This window comes from Aeromicrobium ginsengisoli, from assembly GCF_004134905.2.
Lineage (GTDB): Bacteria > Actinomycetota > Actinomycetes > Propionibacteriales > Nocardioidaceae > Aeromicrobium > Aeromicrobium ginsengisoli.
The window spans coordinates 483,950-505,900 of sequence record NZ_SDPQ02000001.1 but is presented as its reverse complement, the minus strand read 5'-3'; the positions used below and the strand labels follow the sequence as shown (position 1 = coordinate 505,900).

Genomic DNA, 21,951 nt, shown 5'->3' with positions numbered 1-21,951 from the left:
GTCACATTCCCCAGCGGTCGGCTTCGCGGGCGACCTCGATGACAGGCTCGACCGCCCCGCCGTCGAGTAGCCACTCTCTGACTCCCACTTCGCACGCGAGGGTTGGATGGTCGATGGTTGCGTTTTCGATGAAGGCCCCGACCATGATCGGTGTCCTGTGATGTTTCGGGAACGCGGCGATGATCTCGTCAAGATGGGGGATGCCGTCCGGCATCCGGGCGCCCCGGGCCGCCAATCGCCCGGCCTCAACAATTTGCTCCACCTCGCCGGCGGGAAGAGGCTCGGTGCCGGAAAATCGATCGATGATCGCCTCCTCTCGAGGGCTGAGCCCTCCAGGTTGACCGGTCATATCAGTCGCCGTTCTCGACACCGTTGATGCAGGCGCTCATCGGTTTGGGCCGAGGTCGTCAGTAATGTCGTCGGCGAGGCGAGGGAGGTCCTCGCGGAGTCTGGGTCGGCGTGGCGGCTCGTGAGGAGTTCGAGGGCCTCTGTGTAGGTGAGAAAGCGGGGGTTTGGTGGCCCTTGCGGCGTTGATCGGACGGTCCTGGTCGTGGCTGCCCTCCACACCGTCCTCGCCCTCGTTCATGGTGCCGAGCGTACGGCTGGACGGAGGGCCTGTCGAGGGGTGAATACGCCCTGACCTGCGTAAACGTATAGCAATTGTCAAGTGCAACCATTGAGCATGGAGAGCGAATCCGGCGAAGATCACACGTCCACAAATTCCGAGTCAAAGCGGGTCGCAGGCGGTGCCGCTCTCGCTGCGGGACACGTAGCCGATGTCCTTTGGGCTGCAGCCGCAGACTCTCCGTGCCTCCGCGAGGATCTCGCGGCACTTGACCTCACCGGGCGACCCCGTGTGGGTCTAGCGGGGGACTGGCACGGGAACCTGGGCTGGGCTGAAAGATCCTTGAAGCGGTTATCGGGCCTCGGGGTCCGCACCGTACTTCACTCCGGGGATTTCGGGCTGTGGCCCGGAGAGCAGGGGGCCAAGTACATCCGCCGTGTGACGGCAGTCTGCGAGCAGCACGACCTCACAATCCGGATCACAGACGGCAACCACGACGACCATTCACGCCTCGCCATGATTGAACCGGTCGACGGCGTCCGGTGGGTCACCGACCGGATCGGATTCTTTGAGCGCGGACATCGATGGCTGTGGGCAGACACCACGCTCGTGTCCCTCGGCGGCGCACCCAGCGTCGACTTTGAGCACCGGACATCGGGAAAGACCTGGTGGCCGGAAGAGGTCATCACCGACGATGAGGTGCGTTCCGCCACTGCCGATGGTCATGCCGACGTGATGCTCACCCACGACGCACCAGAGCCTGCGCTCCCAGCCGTCCAGCGAATCCTGGACGGACCCTCCTACTGGTCTGAGGCCGCACTCGTTTACGCGGCCGAAGGGCGGGCGCAAGTCACCAAGGCCTTTAGCGGCGTCACACCCCGGCTACTCATTCATGGACACATGCACGTCGCTGACCGTGGTGCCGTGCGTATCCCCGGCGCACCATGGGACACGCAGGTCGTGTCCCTCAACTGCGATGAAGGCGTCGGGAATCTTGGCACCCTCGATCTTGAATCCCTCAATGTGGAGGTCATATGAACGGTGAAAACGAGCCGACGCCAGAGTGGCGAATCGCTATGGATTTCCACGCTGAGGGCGCTGAGGGTTCCTGGCGATTTTGGGCGACCGCCTGGCCAGAAATCGTCATCGACGATCCAGCGAAAGACCCCGTCCGGGCCTGGGTGACGCTGATGACGAGGCTGCTCGCCGAGGCCGACATGACTGAGGCGGACCGAGCGGAAGCCCAACGTCTCCTCGGATCCTCGCTTGCCTGCATCGCCAGGGAGCAGGCTAGAGACCTCGCAGACGAGAACATTGTGGGGGAGGTGTGACGGTCTGGTGGATCGAAGGCCTTCCTCCAGGCCCACCCTGGACGGCAACAAATTGGGTGGCCCGACGGCTCGAAGGGAGCGAAGCATCCGTGCAAGGCCGCCGAGGGGCCGCCGGGTTCTGGAGGACGTTACGCGCCCATCCCTCGGGGCGCGCGCGTAGCGTGGTTGTCAAGAACCTTTCTTCGAAAGTATGTTCGAGGAATGAGCAATGCCCGCCCGGCCGGTGACCGGGTGGCCCGCCTGGAGCCACCGATCGATGAGCCGAAGACCCGCCACGTATGGCTTCACGCCGAGCCTCGTTCAGGGCTGCCCGGCGAGCCCGCCTTCCTGGTCGCATGGTCTCGCCAGCCAGGCGGAGGACCATGGTGGGCCCAAGTCGTCCGTGTCGACGGCACTGGCGACTTTCGCGTGTGCTGGGTGCACGCCGACATGATCTCCCCGCAACGCCGTTTACCGGGAGGCCTCCGGGCGGAGGGCGACTAGCAAACCGATCTTCACCCCTGTTCTCGGCTACGACGATGTGCGTCCGGACCGGCACCAGCCGTGCGCCGTCAGATGCACCAAGGGTGTGACATCAAATGCTCTCTCCAGAGCGGGCCGTGCGTCACCAAATGCGCCTATCCAGCCCCACGCTGCGTCATCAAATGCGCTTAACGCGGCTCTTCCCTCGTTACGACCAATGCGCAATACGAGCGGCGCATTCAGTCAGTCCCTCTTGTGGCGCGCTGGAATCAGATGTCATCCACGACGCCAGTTTCGCGCGATCCTCAGGAGAGAACGTGCTTCATGCCGGACCAATGTTGTAACAGGCACACCTCCGAAAGCGTGGCGAAAGAGCAGGTATGCCGCCTCGACGAGTCCCGTGGAATGGAGCCCGACAACGGGCGTAGCAGGGGCGGTATCTTTGCCTGGCTGCCAAGCCGCATTGACGAACAACCCAAGGGCGCGAAGGGACAACGCTGCCTCGATGCGGGGCTTGTCGTCATCGGGTCCGAACCCATGCGCGAGATCGTGACGCAGGCTCCGGCCCTCGGGAGATACGAAGTACGTGAGCAGGAAGCGTTTCCAGTCCTCGTCAAGACCGTGCTTTTCCAGCAAATCGATCAAGGGGGCGATCCCGAGGTACACGGCCGGGGCGGTCTGACGACTCGTCACGTATGCGGCCTCGTCGAGCGCAACAGCGAGATGCCGAGCGCCTGTCTCCACGCGAAGGGCGGCTGTCATCAGAGCGCCCTCAAAGTCGCCACTCCAGTAGCGCAGGAGAGCTCTGGCGAACATGCCTGCGAGGGCAACGTCTCCCGCCCCATCGTGACTCAGGAGGAGTGTCAGATCTTCGACGTTGGGAGTCGCGTACTTCTTCCCGATCGCGTCCAGTCCCTCGGCGAGAACCAGTCCGTTGAAATTGACGGCAAACATTTCATGTCGTGCCAACTCGTGCTGGCGCCGTTCATCGTCGGTGCTGGCCGTCCAGCGCGGCAATCCGTCGCGCCCATAAACGATAGATGGCATCCCAAGTTGGCTGACCAACGAGACTTGAGCCAGAGCCTCTGCGCCTTCACGATTGGATTCCGCATTGCCAGAAGGTGAACCTGTTTGGAGCCAGGACGTTAGAGAATCGCGCCAGTCAGCCCCTTCACTGACCCGCTGAATCTCTGCGGCGAGGACTTCGGCTTGCAGGGGCGCTTCTGAAGAGAACGTTTGGAAGCCGAGATCCTCAGGTGAGATCCGCTGCATCTGCTTGATTGCTTCGTCGTGCAGGTCGCGAAACTGATGATTGCGTGCCAAGGTGGCCGCTCGTTCGAGATGAATCATCTTGACGCTGGCGTGGGGCTGAGACTCCGCGATGGTGAGGCGGGCCTGAACGCGGACTCTGTTGAGTTCGTCTGCGCGGCTGGGTTCGAGAAGGATCAGTTGAGCGACTAAGTCGTCGATAACGTGATCGCGGTCTTGGTGCTTGTGGAGCGCCTGCTCGATCGCCACCTTGAGGGCCTCGGACTGCTGGGGAGCTAGCGTCCGACGCCCGCGCGTCAGGAGTCGCACAAGCATCAAGAGGTCGCCGATATGCGGGGAAGGGTCCAGCAGGATTCGGTTTATACACCGCAAGGCGAGCCCTTGCACCTCTTCAACGAGGGCGGCGGACGCGGAGTCTTTCGCGACCACGTGACGCAATGAGAGCGCCCGACCCATTGCCATGTTTCGATTGTGAGCGGCCCACTTGAACTGACGCTCTTCCTCCTCGCCGACCTGGACTTCGTAGTGGTCCACTTTCGCGACTTCCATGTACGCATGGACCGCCTCAACCGCGTCATTCAGAGCGCGCGGTCCGCCCTTCTTGAACAGGAGATCGTAGAAATGCGCCTTGGCAGCAGGGTGAGTAACGTCCTTCGCGATTCTGCGCCATACGTCGAGGTCCTCAACCGGGACGCGCTTTAGCGCTAATGGAACGCCGTTGTGCAAGCCCGAAGGGGCCATCTCAACGTGCGCTCGGTCGTCCTCGGCAGTTAGCGCGAAGTTCAAGCCGCGTCTAAGGGGGATGGCGAGAGGATCCGATGTGTCTAGGCCGAGCCCTTGCATCATGGTCGCCAATCGTCCAGCGACGCGGTGCCAGTGCCCGCCCACTAGGAATGCGGAGTCCGCACACTGGATTAGTTCAGACCACGTCGCAGCGCGGAGTGGCGGCGCGTCCGATGTTGCAGGGTCAGACTTCGCCGGGCTCGTCGGGTCGTCTTCCGGCTCAGGAGACTCGCCTGCTTCGTCGGCAGTTTCTTCGGCCATCAGGTCTCCATGTGTAGTCGGATGTGTTCTGAACGTAGCGGTGTGGCCTGACACCATTCGAGGTTGGAACGAATTGGGAACAGGGAACACGGCAGAGCGGCTCGTCGGATCAGATACTTGACTCTGTCGAAGATCGGCCTGCCGCGTACGCCTGTAGTCGGGTCGCCGTCGGGGCGAAGATTGACCAGCCCCGGACGGTCTAGGCGCTTACCGCGATCGGACCCGGAAACGTTCAGGTTTTCGACAATGTCCACGAGGTCCCCTCCTCGGGCTACGCACATTGCAGTGATCGCCTCGCGTTGACGCGCTGCGGCGGTCGAAGCGTCGTTCTTGCCTCGATAGTCGCTCAGGCGGACGTAGCCGATCACGCGGAGTCGTTTGGTGCTGCGGGTCATGCGGTCTCCCATAGTTAGGGAGGGAAAGCGCCGGGGCGGGTGCTGTGCTCACGGTTTTACGTGTCGAACCGCGTCCGGGCTGCCCGATCCGGTTACAGCACAGGCAGGAACGTTGTGGAGTCCTACTGGAGCACCGTTCCTCGATGTGCGCCGATAACAGGGGCAGACCCCCTGACCGGAGAGCGACCGATGACCACCACTCTCAGCACCACCTGTGATCCATGCCATGGCACCCGCAGCGTCCTCGACGACGACGGGCGTCCCGCCCTCGATTCCCACGGGCACGAGGTCTGGTGCCCCTGGTGCCCAGTCAAGACCTCCGACACCGATGCGCGCCGATAACGCGTTCATAGACACCACCAAAGGAGAGCCCGCCATGCCAAGAGTCGCAGCCCAAACAGAGGACCTCGCAGTCCCTTGCCCTCGATGTGGCGGCTCGGGGTTCGAGCCGTCCAACGGCGACCAGGTCGACACACAGGGCCGCTCGTACGCCATCGACAGGGACACAAACTCGTACATCAACTGCAACTCGTGCGACGGCGAAGGACGAGTGACCCCGTCCAGGCGGCGACGCAAGCGCTGAACGTTCGCCCGCGGGTCACCAGCGGTCCGGAGTCTGCTCCCCGGGGTCAACGGCCTTCCAGTCACTGGCCCAAGCGTCGATCTCCCCCCCTTTCGTGAGCCATAGGGTTGTTTTCACGGCGTACGGAGAGAGCAGTCGTTGGTCGTGTTCGGTGATGCGTAGTGCACCCCGGTAGATGAATGTGACCTTCGGTCGCCCTCCTGAACCATCGGCGATACGGAGCGCCTCGATTCTCCGCTGCACGGTGGTTGAGGGTACCCCGCGTCGAAACTCAGTTCCAGACGCGGCGTTCGCGTCGAGCGCGTCAAAGAGGGTGAGTGCTGAAACGTCCTGGTAGGCCTGCTGATCGCCATCCGCTGCCTTGGTGATCCTCTTGTCAAACTTGGACTTGGCAGTAGCGGAGAGTGCCGTGCGGATCTTGAAAGAGTTGGGGGTGGCGTCGGCGCGGTCAAGGGACAACATCTCGCTGTCCATCTGTGCCGCCATGTAGGCCTTGGTGGCCTTTCGATATGCCGCTCGCGCGTTCGCTTCGGACCCAAAGTAGTCGGCAACTGTCTGGGGGATGTCCGGTTTCGGGATCGAGTTTGCCGCGTACGGCTGTACTTGCGCCGCTGCGACGGTTGCCGAGGTTGTCGGCTCGGGGACGTGACCGTCACTGCCTGCCCCGCAACCGCCGACGCCTGCGGCAACGGTGGCGGACAGCAGCATCGAGACGCCGGCCCGGCCGACCTGCGCCCATTCTCGACCGAGGGCAGCGCGCCATGCTGCCAGCGTGGCGCGATCGATCCGCAGATGGCCGATCGCTTCACGAAGGCGGGCAACGACGGCCACCTTTGTCCGCGTTCCTAGTGCTTCGCATGTTTCTGCCCGACTCGCGGCATCGGTCAAGAACGCGTCGATTTCCGCACGGTTGGCGGGCGAAGTGTCACCGGTCGTGCGGGCGTCCTCGATCTTCCTGCTCGCTTCTGCATGGGACAACGGTGACGTGGCCGCTGCGAGAGCGACTATCGAGTTCTGGGCTGCGGCGCGCCGGTGACCGTTGCACCGGACTCCACCGGCTGATTTCGCTTTGCACATGGCGTGCTCCTCTTTGAGACATGGCTTGGTTGTCCCATTGCTTCTAACGGCCGTCGATGAGTTTGTGCATAGGAGTGCCCCGGTACGCAGGTGGAGAGCGAATCGACCTGCGTACCGGGGCGGACTATGACCGCTTCAGTTGCTGGTGCGCGAGCGGGTGATCGCCAAGTTGGTACTCGGCGTGGCACAGGAGCCGGTCGAACGGGCCCACTTGGTGCTCGTCCTGTAAATGAGCGACCCGTCCGAGCGGATGCCAGTCACGATTGCGAACTGGTGCTTGAACTCCGCTGAGAACCGATACGTCACTCTGGCCTTAAAGTTCTGACCCGGGAGGCCCGCCCGGAACCACTGCCCATTCCACGTTGTTGGCCAGCCCGAGACGGCGGTTCCGTACGCCGGAACCGCCGAGAAATGCTGCGTGGAATTCTTCTGCGCATTGGCAACCGACGACCCGCTGATCGTCCGGAACGGCGAGCCCGAGACGTAATTGAGCGTCCCAGACTTGTCCCGGAACGCCCGTACGTCGCCGGTGGGCTTGGGTGCCTTGAACCGGATCGGCCGCCGCTTTGCGTCGTGGAATACTTCGATCTCCTTCGAGTTGCGGATGCCGGATAGGTACGGGGAGGCGGTCGGAGCAATGCCGCACTTCCATTCAGAAGTGGATGGTTTGCCTTGGCACCCGTTGCCGGAATAGTCGCGGTTCTTACGACCTTGCTCGACGCCGTAGCGGCAAGACTGGGACCACCAGACGGTCACCGGATTGACCTTTTGTTCCGGACCCATGGCGAGCAGGACTGGCCTGGGTGTCTTGCCCGATTTTGCGTGTGGGGTGGTGAACCGCTTGATTGTGGCGACGCGTTCAAAAGCGGCCGCGCGGCCCCTGTACTCGCCCCACACTTCATCATCGAAACTGAAGTGCTTCTGGTACTCGGACGTGCATTTCGAGAGGTCCTTATTGCCTGATTTTGCGAACGCCGTGGTTGTCGTGCCCAGGTTCCGCGTGGTAACAGGTTTCCCGTCCACGCGCTTATAGGCCCACGTAACATCGCCGGTGATCCGCGTGACGCAGCGGCGTGTCTCAATCACGAAATGCGGGGCGTCGATACAGGTGCGGGAGGCTCCCTCCATGAAGTTGTATCGATAAGAGCCGTTGTCGTTGCCCTGCGAGGTCCGGTGACCCCAACTCGACCAACGTTGCCCGAGGAACGGTCCCCATGCGTTCGACCCCGAGCATTTCAACGTGACCTTCTTCGAGCCGGAGGCGGCTGGGCTGGGTGCTACGGCCTTCTTGGTGGTCGGGTTGCCCCAGATGGTCCCCGACAGCGACCACCGGCCGCTCGTTCCTCCGGCGGTTCCGCCGGACCCGGATCCTCCTCCAGGGTTCGGGTCCCCGCTGTTGCCGGGGTTGTCGTCTTTGCCGCCGCCTGAGTCGCCGGACCCGGTGCCCCAGTCTCCTGCGGATGCCGGGACTGCGAGTCCTAGAAGGAGCGTCGCGGCCAGTGCCGCGATGATGATTTGTTTCATCACTTCTCCGCCTTCTTGTCGAGGGTCGGGGTGCCGTACGTCCACTTGGCCGACCACCCGTCGACCAGCCACGGATGGTCCTTGAGGCTGGTCTGCGACATGGCGTACGTGATTGTCCGGGTCACGGGGACCGATCCCAGCACGCCGTCGCTCTTGCGGGTCAGCAGCATCTGATCGGTGAACTTGATCGTCACGTCCACGCGCTCGCGGCCGGCTGCGTCGGCGGTCTTGTCGATCGTGAGGTCGGCGTCCCCCCACGACCGGTCGTCGACGATCAGGCTGCCTTCCTTGTCCTGTGCGCGCAGGTTCCAGTCGGGGTTGGTCAGATTGACCATCGTCAGCCCGATGAGGTCGTCGTCGGCGGCCCCGTCACCATCGGCGGACTTGACCGCGAGTGTGCTCGCGTTGTTCAAGGCTCGTTCGGTCAGCCATGGCCGGAGAGTTTCGGTGATGGCTTGGCCGCCCGACACCCTCACCGTATGGCCGGGAATGGCGAGGTCGGTCCAGCCGGCGTCGTATTGGAATCGGATCGCTTCGCATGCCGCTGCGGCGACCTCCTTTTGGGTGTAAGCGGCCGCCAGGTCCTCTGAGAGGTCGAACGTCGATGCGTCGACGTTCGAGCACACGTCGGCTTTGCCGTCGGCGTCGTTCTTGACTGCCGCCACCGGGCTCGGTGTCGTCGCGGTTGCTGGGGGGTTCGATGAGTCCGCCCGGACGGGCGCGTTGCCTGCCGAGCAAGCCGTGAGAGGCAAGATGAGGCCAGCGGCCAGGGTCGCTGCTATGAGTTTCTTCATTAGACACACCGTTTTCGCTCTCGCCGCCGAAGTCGCTCCCCGGCCCGCCGATCCTCTTATCGGCGCGATCCAGGCGGATCAAACCGAATGTCCCGGCTCGCCATCCCGGCAATCCGCGGTGTGTCTAAGTTGATTAGAGCAGGTGCCGCTGACGGATTTCTCGTTATGTGCCGAGGTGTTTTTTGAACATGGCTTGAAAGGACTACCTGGCGGACGTGGTCGCACGTGTGGCGGATTTGGACGGGAGAACTCGAGGTCGGTGGAATGCACCGATCTGATCGAGGAGGCAGTTCACTACCCGAACCGACGGCTGAAGGCGGGTCGAATCTCACGACCGGCTGGGAGGCGACTGGGGGAGCAACGCGTCAGTGACCGTCTGTCGGTCTCAGAAGTCGCTTGCCAGCGTGAATGTGTCTTCGAAGGCTTGGACGAGGAACCGACGTTGTGTGAGGTTCCGCAAGTAGCCACGGATTGCAGCCCGTGCGAGCGGTGACGACGCGTCGATCGTTCTCTTTGCCAGTTCCGCAACGATGTCGTCGATGGAGAACAGGTGGCCGTGCGGTCGGCCGTCGATGAAGTTGAGGTAGATGATGGCGTGCCAGTGCTCTGGGGTGGCGTCGATGAATGCGAACTCTTCTTCTGTGAGTGCTCGCCAAGCAACAAACTCGGGGACCCGATTGAAGCGGCTGATAAGTCTCAGTCGCTCTGCCGATACGGTCCACCGGGTAGCAGCCTCCGTGGGTGGTTCTGGACCAGGGGTCTGGGAGAGTCGCGGGATCGTGGGGATGACGGGTGGTGCTGTGGTGGCTGCTTGCTCGGTCACATCCTGTGTCCTGCGCCTTTGGGGCTTTGCGCCAATGTTGTGGCTTGCCGGTGTCAGGACGATGCCTTTGGATCGGTCAATTCGCAGTAGGCCTGCGTGGGCGAGATGTTCGAAGAACTGCATGAGGGATCTGAACCGTTGCTTCGTATCCGGATTGAGGGGAAGCCCGGTTTGCCGGATTACGCGCTCGACATCTGTCAGGCGGAACGGCTTGGTGCTGTCGTGGAGGAGCGCCTCATAGACGACCGCGTGCCAATGGGCCTCGCTGGCGAAAGCAGCGCCGGGGTTACGCATTCGGGCTGTTAGGACATCGGGCACGCGTCCCCAGCGTTCAAGGCAGGTCGCGTGCAGGGTTGATGCGAGCCACGCCTCGTCCTGTTCCTTTTGCTTGCGGCGGATGAACTCGGCGCGGCGTGCAGCGTACTCGGCGTCACGCGTCTCCGACTCTGCCCGCCGCTTGGTTTCATCCTCCTGGCGTCGTCGGGCTGCTTCGGCGGCCCGTCGTCGTTCTTCGATAGCGGTATCGATGCGTTGAGTGCCTGGTGTGATGAGCCCTTGGCTCGGGTCCAACTGGCAGTCGTCGAGCCTGTGAATCCACAACCACGCGGTCGGTGATGTTGCGGTGAGGCGGCTGGTGAAATCGCGGTCACCTGCCAGGGTTCCAACGAGTTGGTCGGTCGGGTTAATGACGAGGACGTGGTGACCGGCAGCCCCAATCACTTTGCCGAGTTTCGAGACTTTCACCTCTGTGGCTCCATCGGACGCCACAGAGTCGTGGACGCGTGTGACCTGGGTGTGCCCAAGAAGCCAGGAGCACACGATGCCGACTTGGTCGTAGTTCGCCTGCTTGGCGCGCCAGGATTCTGGTTGGAAGTTCTTGTACTCGACTTCGAGGGCTACAGTGCGTTGTCCGTCCGTGATTGCCACATCCGGTCGACGATGGATGGCCTGGTCTCGGTCCTTGATCGTCAACTCCTCGTGGACCTCACATCCGCCAGGGACGACGGAACGCGCCCACCCGAACAACATTGCTTTCGCCGCGAGATGCGCCTCGCTTTCTGCGGCATGGTCGACAGTGTTCAGGTGGTAAAAGTGGGCCCTTCGAGATTTGCCGCGTGTGTTGATCGGTCCGGTGCAGTCCGGGACGGGGCACTTCCAGTGCCGCTTCGCTTCGGCGCGGTAGTCGTCGGCTTTCCCGTCAGGTAGATATTGGTATTCACCGGTGCGCCGGTCGACCGCCCACACCTGACAGTAGTTGCCGTCGAGAAACGCTGACACATCCTCGATCGCATGACGCACGCCAGCCACCGATGTGATCTCCCTCTGAGCAGGCTCCCGGCTGCTGTACCAGCACCGTAGACCGCTTGGCGGACGCTTTGAGCGAGATTGGACGGAAACCCGCACATGCCGGAACAGTGTGGGGCTCTGTCACCCCGCTCAATCGTGCGGATCCCGTCCATCAACATCACCGACGTGACCGGTGTAGACCAGTCAGCCGCCATGTGGTGCGCATTGGGTGCTCGTCCGCCCTTTGCCCTGCGCTACCTGTGTTTTGGTGCTTGGCTGGCGCGTGGGTCGAACGCTGGGGAGGACCGGGGAACGTCGGCATCGCCGCAGCCTCGGTGTGCTCGTAGGTCACATCTGGTGCGATGCCCCTCGCGCCGAGCCCCACATGGCCGAGCGAACGTTGAAGTGGTCCGTGAGACCTTCGGAGTGACTCCGGCCCGTCCACAGCCCGACGGATTGGTGGTGGACAGTTCCGAGGATGTCCGCGTCTGGCTGGGCGGTATCACCGCCCGGTGGTGGCTGACCGACAGGTCAGGGGCCGTCCGCCCTTTCCGCTTCAGCCTTGAGCCATCGGATCTGTGGGTGCTTGCTGATGGATTCGAAAACGTTCGGCGGCGCTTGCGCGATCCGCAGGATGCAGAAGACGAACAGCCAGAAAAGTTGCTCTGAGACGACGTGCTCGATGGGTGTGGCGTTGGCGCGGAGCCGCTCGCGATGGTGAGCCAGGTCGTGGCGGATTTCCTTGACGTGCTTCGCCCAGTCGTCCGCACTAGTCGCGAGCATGTCTGTGAACGGAGTGCCGGCGAGAGCCGCGCATTGCTTGATGTGGTCGACGAAATTCTCGTCGCGCGACGTTCCGCGGCGGACTGCATCCAGCGATTCCAGGGCGGCACAGAGGTTCGTGATGCGGTCTTCGAGAAACATGGTGTCGCTGTACCGGGTGGCCATGGCCCGTCCGAGTTCGGTTCGGTACTGCATCGCCGTTATGAGCCACCTTTGCAGTCCGTCGATGCCGTCAAGATCGTCCAGCCTGAAGTAGTACTCGTGCTTGGTTACGAGATGTTCGTGAGATGACCGTTGTGACCACCGCGCCAGGTAGGGAATGTTCCTGCGGAATCCGTCGATCCTCTTCCCGCCTGCGGATTCGTCGAGTTCGGGATGCTGAAACTCAAACTCTTCAATGTCGGCTGTGCTTCCTGAAGCGATGGTGATGAGGTCCTGCATGTCGCTCATCACGTCAAGGAACCCCTGGATTCGCTGCACGCCTTCAACGCTGATGTCGAGCCTCCACCGCTGTTTCACGGTGGTGTCGTGGAATCGGTCACCTTCCTGTTCGAGCACATGGGTGAACGCAATCTTGCTGTCGCCAACCTCAACCTGGATGGGGGGAAGTGTCTTAGCGGTGATAACGGAGTAGCGGTCGTCATCTCCGTCTACGAATGGGTACTCGGATGCCACACCGTTCTGGCCGACGAACGCGGTCGCGTGCCGGAGGCTGACACGGGCGCGGTCGAATTGGAGGTCCTCCTCGTTTTCGAACCATGCTCCCAACAGGATTGTGTTGACCGTGACTTTCTCGGTCTCTGTGCCAGACATGTAACCGAACTGCCGCGCGCTCTGGAAGCACGAGACAAGCGTGAAAATCTTGTCTCCCTGTTGGCCATGAACCATCGGATAGGTTCGGCCATCAACCGAGTCGTGCTGTACTCGCACGCTCTGAACAGACCCGTCCACGAGAGCGTTGTCGTGCCACTCGGGTGGGCGGAGCGTGCCACCAAGCGTGAGGGTACCGCCGTTCACTTCGTCGAACGTCAGCCACCCGCCGACCTTGTGATCTGGTGAGTCGGGAAGCCACCAGACCCCTTGCGTCTCAAGCGATGTGCCCATTGCGTGTCTCCGAACATTCGTATGTCTTCGCACGACACGGTAGGCGGCTTTTCAGACAATGTCCGGACCCGGGGGTGGCGGCGGGTCAGCCGAATCCGGCGGGCGCCATTGGGGCTCGGCCTGCCTCGGGCCAACCGCCTTTGCGTTGGCGTTGGCGTTGCCGGTCCCGGCGCCCGTTGGGGGAGTCCGCCGTTCTGGACATCAATTCGGCGGGAGACTGCGGGTCTACCCGTGCGCATCATGCGGCGGGTGGCACCTCACTTCAAGCCAGTCCGCGGTTGCGTGCGGCGGGGCGCGGTGGCCGGCATGATCGACCCCGTTTCTCGGGTTCGGGGAAAGGGTTGGTGGTTTTCGCTGGGACTGCACGTCGGCCGTTTCTCGGATTCCGAGAACAGGGGGCGTGCTGGAAGGAGGCCGGCCCGTCGCCCTCACACTGTCCTCGTCTAAACCTGACCGGAGCATGCGCGCTAGCAGTACTGGGACTCCGCGGCACCCGAGCATCGATCGATCTCGTGTTGACGGCGTCAAGGGTCAAACTCACTGGCAGACTCTGGTGGGGGACATACAAGAGAGGTGTGAGCAATGTCAGGTGCAGGCAACGGTTCGTCAGGCGTGCCATTCACAGTGCTCGTGCCCCAGAGCGTGGCAGAGCCGATCACGATCTACGAGCCTCACGCTGCCCTCATTTTCGCCATCGTTGAACGGGATCACGCGCTGACGCTCGGCCCCGAATGGGAGGGCCCCGGCGCGTACATCCTTCTCGACCCGCCAGCCACGGACGGGTCCTATGGGTGCTATGTCGGTAAGGCAACCACAGGGGTTCGGGTCCGGCTAAGCGAGCACCTACGATCCAAGCCCTACTGGCGCCGCGCCTTAGCCATCAGGCGAGACACAACACACGGATTCAACTCTGCCCAAGTCGCATGGTTGGAGGGACGGCTGCACGACCTTCTGGCAGAGGCCACAAAGGCCCGGCTTCACAACGGGAACCGGCCGTCTGACGAAACTCTGCCAGCGTATGAGCGAGCCATGTTGGAAGGAGCAGTTCTTCCGATCGAGCGAGCCCTCCGCGTGATGGGATGCGACACAACATCCGGTCGACGCCCACTGCGTGCCCAGGCCGAGAAGCCGCAGCAGGCGGTGGTGCCTCACTCCATCCCTGTCCCACCCCCGGCGCCGCAACGGCCGATCCAGCGAGGCCGATCGGACAGATACAACGGCATCACGCTCCGCACTCTCGCCGATGCTGGCCTTCTTCACCAGGGTTGGCGCATTCGGTCCAAAGTTCAAAAATGGCCAGCAGAGGGCGTTGTCGGCGAAAACGGTGTGCTCCAGGTGAACGGGCAGTCATGGGCAAACCCCTCCCCACTCGCCAACACAATCACTGGCTCATCGACCAACGGATGGATCTTCTGGATCGTGGAGACTCCCGGAGGAGACGTAACGCTCTCCGACCTGCGAGACCGATTTCTCGAGTCGAAGCCTTGAAGAAGACTCCGGTGGCGTGAAGATCGCTCATCGGCGTTCCACAGCCAATGCGGTCACCGACCTCTTGGAGAGTCACAAGCGACTTGTGTACCCGAGATCGTCTTCGCCAGAAGGTCTACTTCGATTTGAACGACTCCAACTCGGAGTCCAGCATCATGCCCACCCGCTGCCCCGCACCGGGGGTGCTTGACCGGGGCCGGGGTGGCTCCGCACCGGGGGTGCTTGACTGGCCCCGCACCGGGGGTGGCCCCGCACCGGGGGTGCTTGACTGGCCCCGCACCGGGGGTGGCCCCGCACCGGGGGTGCTTGACCGGGGCCGGGGTGGCCCCGCACCGGGGGTGGCCCCGCACCGGGGGTGCTTGACCGGGGCCGGGGTGGCCCCGCACCGGGGGTGGCCCCGCACCGGGGGTGCTTGACCGGGGCCGGGGTGGCCCCACACCGGGGGTGGCCCCGCACCGGGGGTGCTTGACCGGGGCCGGGGATCTCCGCGATATGCCATGTCCACATTTGTGGACATGGCGCCCTGTCCAACCGGGATGCTGACCAAGGGCGCCAGCGCGGGAGTCCGCAAGTGTCTTCGTCGGGACCATGAGACGAGCACAGGTAGTGGTTCTTGTCTAAGCACCGCGGAACTCGAAAGCGCTGGCGTTGTAGTGGCGATTCATTGCAGACCCGGCTACCCGTGTGGCACCCAAAAGGGCCGGCCACGCAGCAGGCTCCCGACCTCACGCGTGACACGTCGTGTAGCACCGCACCCCTTCGCCGGCGTTAGAACCGACTCAGTGGTGGCTTTCGAGCGGCCTCGACTCGTCAGGAACGCACCAGGAGATCAAGCATGTCCGAACTGACTACACGTGTTGCGCTGGAACCGGTGCGTCGCCTCCCAACCAGGCCGCCCTCAGCATCGTCTGCGCGCCCAATCGGCGGGGCGTCCGTGCTCCCATCCAGTCCACTCACCAGGCCGCTTCTTCCGCTCGCGCCAGCGGTACCGCGCCGTGAGCGGGCACGGGTGTCAGGTACTGGCGCCGCGAGCCCGGACCCGGCGATGCCTGAGTACCGGCGTCAACGGTCGGGGCGACCGGCACGCCTCACATCGAGGGATGTCGAACTGCTCCGCTTTCTGGCGCGGTATCGCTTTGCGACCTTGGCGGAACTCGCAAGTCACTTTGATGTCGAGGGGCACATCCTCCGCAGGCGTATGCCGAAACTTCGTAGAGGCGGTTGGGTGACTTCTCACACGATGGGCCTCACCAAGTTCTTGCTCTGGACGGTCACAGACCTGGGTGCTGACGCATCCGGCCTGAACCTGCAAGCCCCCAAGTCAATCTCTCCGTCGACCATCCGTCACGACCTCGGGCTGGTGGACCTCGGCATCCGGTTCGAAGCGACCGGTGAAACGGTGATCACAGAAAGGGAGATCAGGGCCGCCGACACCCGCAACAGTGTGTCTGACCGGATGGCCGCGGCGCGACAGTCAAGCGGCCACGGGCCCGGTCCGGTGTACGCGGTGGCTACAGGCGCGGCCATCGGAAAGCGGCGGCGTACGTTGCACATTCCCGACATGGTGCTGCTGCGTGACCCGATCGAGGGCGCACCTCAGTCGATCGCCGTCGAGTTGGAGTTGCAGCACAAGACGCCCATGCGGGTTAGGGCCACCCTGTTTGCGTACAAGAACGCCACAAACATCGGGGCGGTCGTGTTCTATACCGACAAGGTGGCTGTACGGAATTTGATCAACCAGGCCGCCATCGACACCGGCACCACCAACATCGTCACGATCCGCAAATGGATGCCCGCCGCCGAATCTGGCGTTCTCACCTTGGGATTTGGTTGACCCCCCTACCGCGGCGGTGCAACGCCACCGTGCGGTCCGAGGAGTGCGAAGCATCAGATCTCGAGTGGGAGGACACGCTGCTGGGTCTCCATTTGGTCCGGAGCAGACCGGCCTCGGGGCCCGCCGCTCCGGACGATCGCCACTGGCGCCCACGTTGGGAAGCGATTGACCTCTGCTCAAGGCATAGCGAGCCGGATGATGCTTCGCGCCTCAGCCGCGATCTCGCAGACTCGGTCAATGTCTACGTCGGCAGTGACGTGGGTTGGAGCGAAGGCGGAAGTAATAGCCCAGAGCCGGGTCGCATGAGCCATCGCTTCGGGCACGGCGTCCACTGCCGCGCTGGCAAGGGAGGGCGACCTCGCGGCCCGCAGGAACTTCGCGCCGAGCGGAGTGAGGCAAAGGTTTGTGTTGTCCCAGAATCCCAGGGTCGTGGCCCACACGCATTCTTCGACGAGAACGCTCACTGCGGTCACGCGATCGGCCGCTCGCGCGTGCTCAGCGATTTCAAACATCTGCCACGACGACTTGACGGGCATCATGAGCCTCTTCGGCCGTGTCAGCGTTGTCTATCTGACTCACAAGGTCGCGCAACAGGATCTCACCCGCCACGAATGTCGGGGCTTCGGTTTTCCCCTCCTGGACGTCAAACCCTCGCTGCTCCAGAGCGGCTCCTACCTTCGTCCATCTCACAAAGTAGGTGGACGGCAAGAAGTACTGATTGCTCCGATTCGGCGCCCGGGTGACGGTCTTCAGCATCAACCCGGGGAGAATCTCGTCGACTGCTGCTAGGCGCTCCATGAACCGGGTGACATTCGTGCCTGCCCTGGCTGCAAGTTCCGCGGTTCCTACAAAACAGGGATGTCCCTTATCCCGGTTGAACGACGCAGACGCAAGGATTGTCAGCAAAGCCGCACATGCCTGCCATGAGCGCTTCGGATCTTGGCGCGGGCCCCCATGGCGGCGGTGTTCCCAGAAGGCCGCTTGATCGATCGTTACGTAGCCATCCGCTGAGTAGACGATCGGAACCAACGGCTCCTCACGGCCTTCGTCATCTCCTGCATCAGTGAGGGGTGCCCTCAGCACGATACGAATAGTTGCGGCGGCCCTGTGGGGATTTCCGCTGGGCCGGCCGTATCTGTAGTCATGGGGCTCTGACTGGGCAGCGTCTTCGGCTGATTCCTTCACCAGTTGCTCGATACTTAGGATGACTCCCACGGCTTTCAAGTTGCCTAGGGCCTTCGTCAGTGCAGAGCGACTGCAACCGACACGGCCCGCCAGGTGGCGGATACTTCCCTCATAGGCCCACCCTTTCGGTTCGGTCTTTTCAAGGATCCAGTATTCGGTGTCGTAACCAAGGTCGTAGAGGGCAACCGCGACGAACTTGTCGATGTCGGTGAGAGCGTGACGGGTCTCCTTAACTTCCTTGGTCTCCTTATCTTTCTTGACCCTTATGAGACGGGCGGACACGAGTGATCGCGGGACACTGAACGAGTCTTGGGCTGGGGTCAGTCTTCGCGGTGCTGCGGTGACGTTAACTTCCATTTCGCTCTCCTTGCTTGATGGCGCCGACCTGGCGCTTCCCTGAACCGTCGAGTGGCTAATGGGTTATCGGCACGATCGTGGCTTCGCATCGTCCGGCGCCTCGCTCATGTGCTCGCCCGCTGTCGCGCGCTGGCGCGAGACGAGTTGAGAACATGCGTTGAACGTGAGTTCGTTTTGCGAGTTGGAAGCGCCCGGTTGCGTTGTAAAGAAGCGTTGAGTTCTTTTGTCACCGAACTCGACAGGGGGCTGTCACCAGAACCGACAGGGAAAATCGTCGACGCCATCACCCATACCGACTGCCCCCATCACCCATGCCGACATGGGCTATCACCAAGACCGACAGAGGCTATGCCGAGTCCGTTTGGGCCGCCACGGGCATATCCTCGCTGCTGCTGCGGCGACCGTGAGGGGGCTCGGGGCCGCTCGATCTGACCGGCACTACGACCTGGAACACGCGGCGGGGCAAACCTGACACAACCAGACGCACTGGCAGGGCTGACTGGCGAACGGAGATACGGCATCGTCCGCGACGCCAAGCGGCGAGGGCCCACTGGTCGTTGGTTGCGCAGGTCAGCGCCCTGTCGCTCAGGCCGTGGGATGCCCGAAGAGGGTCTCGTAAGCGCGAGAGATCTGCGAGTGTCACGAATTCAGGGACAGCGGCTCCGCGTCCCCGTTAGATTTAACTTCAGGCCAGCCGTGGTCTCACCCCCCGAGGATCCCGGCTGGCTTCCTGTTTGCAGCAGCAAAGTGCCGTCGGCATACTGCCTGTCACTGGCGAAAGGCAGGATCTCGCGTGGAAGTCTTCACACTCACAATCGCCGTCGTCGGCCTCGCGCTGTCCGTTGCAAGTCTGACCTGGCAAGTCGTACAGCACTCGCTGACTGGCCCGCGTGTTCAAGCGGAGATCCTGTGGGGTGGCCTCGGGAGGGGAGGAGCCGCTATTGGTCCCATTCGCGGCGACCTTGACAGGACTTTGCAGCAAGGTTTCACCGAGCCGGTTGTTGCGGTGCGCGGTCGCAACCGCGGTCGGATGCCGGTGGACATAAAGGGCTACGGGGTGGAGGGACAGGCGGGGATGTCACTCTCGCGCTTCGCGTGGGATCCCAACCCGCCGCTCCCACACCGACTTGAATCGGGGTCGGAGGTGACGTTCTACGTGCCACTCGAAGACGTACACCGGTTGATCGATGCGTCCGAAACGCTGGGCCCGTACAACGGTCGTATCCGTGGGAGCCTTGACCTGAGTCTGGGTAAGACCGTGAAGAGCGGCTGGGAACCGTTCCCAAAGGTGTGACCTTGGCGCCCGCGGGGCCCCTGTCGTGCCGTCTTCAACCAGCGTTCGTTATGGGATTCGCTCGATCTCGGTCACTATGTCCAAAACGTCGGGCACGCTGCCCCGGACCGTGACCTCTGCCAGCGCTCCGTCCGGGCCGTGTGCGGCTCGGTGCTCGTCATAGCGGTAATCGCGGACAGGGACCCACGACTGATGTCCCCGAGGCGGATGGTTCTTCTGCGTGACCGCACCACTGTTGAAACGGCACAGTTCTATTAGTTCGCCGTACCGGTCAACGAGTGCTGACGTACTTACGTGCAGGACTACCTTGGGTTGGTCGGCGTACTCGCGGGAGCGGGTAAGCCTTTCGAGCCGCTCGCGTGTTGGCCAGAAGAACACCCGAGCGTTGATCGCCGCTAAGTACTGCTCCAACGTTGACCCGGCTTCGATCTTCTCGTGGATGAATTTCATCGGCTTCTGGTCGCGGACAATGGCCGGTGACATCCCGAGGCGCTTCAGGGTGATCGACTCCCGCCGCACCTCGCCCAGAAGGGCATGCCGTTTTGCACCGCGCACCCGGTAGAGGTCAGCAAGTCCCTCTGCTGAGAGTAAGCCGTGCTCCCGGATTGATGGCCACGCGGACTGGGCCGCCATGTGAAACACGGTCGGGTGCCGGATGATCAAGTCAGCCGCGTTCACGGTCAGAGGACCCGGTGCAAGGTGTATCGGGGGGATCGGCCGGGGTGTTTACTTGCCCAGCCGAGCGCTGTCAGTCGATCCCGGCACTCCGATCGGATGGCGTCGTTCACAGCGTGGATCCGGTTCTGGACAGGGACATCAAAGAGTTCATGGATGAGCCGCTTCATGGCGGGAACTTCGGGACTGTATCCGTCGAAGATTCGTTCGCCACTGGTCACATGAACACTGGAGAACGCCCACATCTCCCGGTAGAGACGATCAAGGTCGATCGTGTAGCCGTGCAATGTGAAGACCGTCTCGAAATCCATCTCGGTGGCCGGCTCGTCTGAACCGGGGGGCTCCGCCGCGGTGTCCTCTTCGAATGCAGCAATCTCGGCTTGGTCGAGCAACAGCCGGTTCTTCATGGAGACGCGGTTCCACAACCCGTGCGGACCGAGGAGTGCCTCGACCTCCGCTTCGAGAGCGAGGGCGGACGCCTTGTCGGCAGTAGCGGTCCAACGGATCTGCGGGTTAAGCCAAGTGATGGCCTCCCTCGCCCATTCCTTTGCACGTTTAGGTCCGTCGCTGCAAAGGTGGCGGAGTTGTTCGGAGATGAACGCTTCGTCGGCGAGGGCCCTGTCCAAGGCGGCTTCACCGAATCCGCTCACGGCTCCCTTTCCGCGCCGGTAGACGTTGAGCCGCCCGTGGAGCCCCTGCGGGCGACCGGAGCCAGTTCTCTCGCCGGCCATGCCGACATACACGATGGTGTGGTCGCCGGGGAGGCGGAACAGGTACACGCCGGGCTCGGTGGGCGCGACCGCGTGGGACGCGTCGAACGGTGTCCAGGGCGACCAGGTGGCCAGCGAATCGAGTCGCGCATACGCGTCGTCTTTGGTCACACCGTCCCCTCCGCCTCTGCGATTCGAGCGTCGGGGACTGGTGCCTGCTGGTCTGAGTGGGGGAGCGGACTGCTAGCAAGCGGAACGCCGCCAACGCTCGCTACGGCCGACCGCAGCCGGATGCCCTGTCTAATGAGCCAATCCACGTAGTCAGGCCAATGGGCGCGGTCGCTCACATCGCATTCGTCGTCGGAGTAGACCGCAATCCGTGTGGACTTCAAGCCTTCCCGTGGTTCCCACTGGATAGATGCACCGAAGGCCTCTTCGAGTTCGACACGGCGGGTCAAAAGCGCTTCGAAACGTGCGCTATTGAGATCGCTGTCGGGATCTTCGAACGAGAGTTGGACGGCGAGACGCCGGCCGGTGAAAGTGGCCACCCAGTTGGCGCCCTTCACACCGGCTGACATCGAAAACCACGAACTCTTCGTCGACGACGAGGATTTGCTCCACGTCGGATGCTCAACTAGAACACGCGAGCGGAACTGGTCCCAGAACTGCCAGTAGAGGCCTTCGCGCTCAGACACCTCGCCTGTTTGTGCGTTCGCCGCTTTGACGTGCTTTCCCCAGTCGTTCGGCTGCGCAACAAGTTTGAAGGCCGGCGCGAGATCAGAGTCACCGATCCGGATGACTTGGATCTCGACCGCGAAAAACCTGGTTTCTTCGTCTGTGCGCTCGTTCAACCAGTCGATGGCGGCACGGTGAGGCTCACGGAAACTTGTCGCCACCCACACGATCGTCGTCGCGTCCGTGCCGGCCGCATAAGTCAGGATCTGTCCCAGATGCATGTGATCGGACTGTTCAAGTTGGTTCTCAACGATCACGGTCTGCCTGGTCTGTTCGTCACGCCCCTTGAGGTCGAGACTGAACCCGCCGACGGGGTGCTCCGCCACGTCCAGCACGAGGTCCATGCCAAGGAGCGAGTTCAAAACGTCAACATTCGCCAGCAGCCACGGAGTGAAATCGTGAGCCTCATGAGGCCATACGGCCCTCGCGTCCACGTGAATGACACGGCCAAGTCTTGGAGGTGTCGAGGTCATATGGGGGCGCACCGATTGCTGGCGTAGGGCGGATGAATGGTTCTGGCGGTCAACCATGCCGTGCGCAACAACGAACTCATGTCGAGAATCCTGACACGGGTGAGGGACATCCGCCGGTGGTCCGGCACCTGTAGAGCACGCCGGGGGTTTGAGTGACCG

General features: G+C 62.7%; 17 protein-coding genes. 5 read left to right on the top strand and 12 right to left on the bottom strand.

Going from position 1 to position 21,951, the window contains the following annotated elements; genetic code table 11:
• Position 1: 1 nt before the first annotated feature.
• Positions 2–349 (bottom strand): hypothetical protein, encoded by a 348-nt coding sequence (locus ESP70_RS02540; RefSeq protein WP_149687793.1) that lies wholly within the window; start codon positions 347–349, stop codon positions 2–4.
• A 333-nt stretch (positions 350–682) separates the two neighbouring features.
• Between ESP70_RS02540 and ESP70_RS02535 the strand changes: the two genes are divergently transcribed.
• The gene (locus tag ESP70_RS02535; RefSeq protein WP_149687792.1) at positions 683–1,603 is read left to right on the top strand and encodes a metallophosphoesterase family protein; all 921 of its coding nucleotides are present in this window, start codon (positions 683–685) and stop codon (positions 1,601–1,603) included.
• Positions 1,600–1,896 carry a hypothetical protein gene (locus ESP70_RS02530; RefSeq protein ID WP_149687791.1) on the top strand — a complete coding sequence of 99 codons (297 nt, stop codon included), beginning with the start codon at positions 1,600–1,602 and terminating at the stop codon, positions 1,894–1,896. The genes ESP70_RS02535 and ESP70_RS02530 overlap by 4 nt, the downstream gene beginning before the upstream one ends.
• Positions 1,897–2,634: 738 nt before the next feature.
• Here the strand turns inward: ESP70_RS02530 and ESP70_RS02525 are convergent.
• The 7 genes from ESP70_RS02525 to ESP70_RS02495 all read right to left on the bottom strand — a co-directional run bounded on the left by ESP70_RS02525 (position 2,635) and on the right by ESP70_RS02495 (position 13,041).
• Positions 2,635–4,413 (bottom strand): hypothetical protein, encoded by a 1,779-nt coding sequence (locus ESP70_RS02525; RefSeq protein ID WP_149687790.1) that lies wholly within the window; start codon positions 4,411–4,413, stop codon positions 2,635–2,637.
• A gap of 257 nt (positions 4,414–4,670) precedes the next feature.
• Positions 4,671–5,066 (bottom strand): recombinase family protein, encoded by a 396-nt coding sequence (locus ESP70_RS02520; RefSeq protein WP_188110451.1) that lies wholly within the window; start codon positions 5,064–5,066, stop codon positions 4,671–4,673.
• Between the two features lie 598 nt (positions 5,067–5,664).
• A complete protein-coding gene (locus tag ESP70_RS02515) occupies positions 5,665–6,480 on the bottom strand; it encodes a hypothetical protein (protein WP_149687788.1) in 816 nt (271 codons plus the stop codon).
• 381 nt (positions 6,481–6,861) lie between these two features.
• A complete protein-coding gene (locus tag ESP70_RS02510; RefSeq protein ID WP_149687787.1) occupies positions 6,862–8,250 on the bottom strand; it encodes a hypothetical protein in 1,389 nt (462 codons plus the stop codon).
• On the bottom strand, positions 8,250–8,915 hold the full coding sequence (locus ESP70_RS02505) for a hypothetical protein (RefSeq protein WP_149687786.1): 666 nt from the start codon (positions 8,913–8,915) through the stop codon (positions 8,250–8,252). Before ESP70_RS02505 ends, ESP70_RS02510 begins: the two co-directional genes overlap by 1 nt.
• 514 nt (positions 8,916–9,429) lie before the next feature.
• Positions 9,430–11,166 (bottom strand): competence protein CoiA family protein, encoded by a 1,737-nt coding sequence (locus ESP70_RS02500; protein ID WP_188110450.1) that lies wholly within the window; start codon positions 11,164–11,166, stop codon positions 9,430–9,432.
• A 519-nt stretch (positions 11,167–11,685) separates the two neighbouring features.
• Positions 11,686–13,041: an ApeA N-terminal domain 1-containing protein gene (locus ESP70_RS02495; protein ID WP_149687784.1), complete on the bottom strand. Its 1,356-nt coding sequence runs from the start codon at positions 13,039–13,041 to the stop codon at positions 11,686–11,688.
• Between the two features lie 582 nt (positions 13,042–13,623).
• On the opposite strand from ESP70_RS02495, the gene ESP70_RS20650 reads away from it, so the two are divergent.
• Both ESP70_RS20650 and ESP70_RS02490 read left to right on the top strand, forming a co-directional pair.
• Positions 13,624–14,529: a restriction system modified-DNA reader domain-containing protein gene (locus ESP70_RS20650; protein ID WP_425458377.1), complete on the top strand. Its 906-nt coding sequence runs from the start codon at positions 13,624–13,626 to the stop codon at positions 14,527–14,529.
• 1,225 nt (positions 14,530–15,754) lie between these two features.
• Complete coding sequence (locus ESP70_RS02490; RefSeq protein ID WP_223148587.1) at positions 15,755–16,363, top strand: hypothetical protein; 609 nt, start codon at positions 15,755–15,757, stop codon at positions 16,361–16,363.
• 504 nt (positions 16,364–16,867) lie between these two features.
• Here ESP70_RS02490 and ESP70_RS02480 read toward each other — a convergent pair.
• Complete coding sequence (locus ESP70_RS02480) at positions 16,868–17,830, bottom strand: hypothetical protein (RefSeq protein ID WP_149687781.1); 963 nt, start codon at positions 17,828–17,830, stop codon at positions 16,868–16,870.
• Between the two features lie 868 nt (positions 17,831–18,698).
• Between ESP70_RS02480 and ESP70_RS02475 the strand changes: the two genes are divergently transcribed.
• Positions 18,699–19,199, top strand: coding sequence for a hypothetical protein (locus ESP70_RS02475; RefSeq protein WP_149687780.1), 501 nt, complete (start codon positions 18,699–18,701; stop codon positions 19,197–19,199).
• Between the two features lie 48 nt (positions 19,200–19,247).
• Here the strand turns inward: ESP70_RS02475 and ESP70_RS02470 are convergent, their stop codons facing one another.
• Genes ESP70_RS02470 through ESP70_RS02460 form a run of 3 tightly spaced genes read right to left on the bottom strand, consistent with a single transcriptional unit; the run spans position 19,248 to position 21,663 of the window.
• Positions 19,248–19,841: a DUF7002 family protein gene (locus tag ESP70_RS02470; protein WP_425458385.1), complete on the bottom strand. Its 594-nt coding sequence runs from the start codon at positions 19,839–19,841 to the stop codon at positions 19,248–19,250.
• A 38-nt stretch (positions 19,842–19,879) separates the two neighbouring features.
• Entirely contained in the window at positions 19,880–20,755 is an 876-nt protein-coding gene (locus ESP70_RS19955; protein WP_188110447.1) for a hypothetical protein, read from the bottom strand.
• Positions 20,752–21,663 carry a DUF4268 domain-containing protein gene (locus ESP70_RS02460; RefSeq protein WP_223148586.1) on the bottom strand — a complete coding sequence of 304 codons (912 nt, stop codon included), beginning with the start codon at positions 21,661–21,663 and terminating at the stop codon, positions 20,752–20,754. The genes ESP70_RS19955 and ESP70_RS02460 overlap by 4 nt, the downstream gene beginning before the upstream one ends.
• Between the last annotated feature and the right edge of the window lie 288 nt (positions 21,664–21,951).

Coding starts and splice junctions, on each gene's coding strand:
- ESP70_RS02510 (WP_149687787.1), bottom strand. CDS start 8,250: ATGAAACAAATCATCATCGCGGCACTGGCCGCGACGCTCCTTCTAGGA.
- ESP70_RS02460 (WP_223148586.1), bottom strand. CDS start 21,663: ATGGACCTCGTGCTGGACGTGGCGGAGCACCCCGTCGGCGGGTTCAGT.
- ESP70_RS20650 (WP_425458377.1), top strand. CDS start 13,624: ATGTCAGGTGCAGGCAACGGTTCGTCAGGCGTGCCATTCACAGTGCTC.
- ESP70_RS02530 (WP_149687791.1), top strand. CDS start 1,600: ATGAACGGTGAAAACGAGCCGACGCCAGAGTGGCGAATCGCTATGGAT.
- ESP70_RS02520 (WP_188110451.1), bottom strand. CDS start 5,066: ATGACCCGCAGCACCAAACGACTCCGCGTGATCGGCTACGTCCGCCTG.
- ESP70_RS02540 (WP_149687793.1), bottom strand. CDS start 349: ATGACCGGTCAACCTGGAGGGCTCAGCCCTCGAGAGGAGGCGATCATC.
- ESP70_RS02495 (WP_149687784.1), bottom strand. CDS start 13,041: ATGGGCACATCGCTTGAGACGCAAGGGGTCTGGTGGCTTCCCGACTCA.
- ESP70_RS02535 (WP_149687792.1), top strand. CDS start 683: ATGGAGAGCGAATCCGGCGAAGATCACACGTCCACAAATTCCGAGTCA.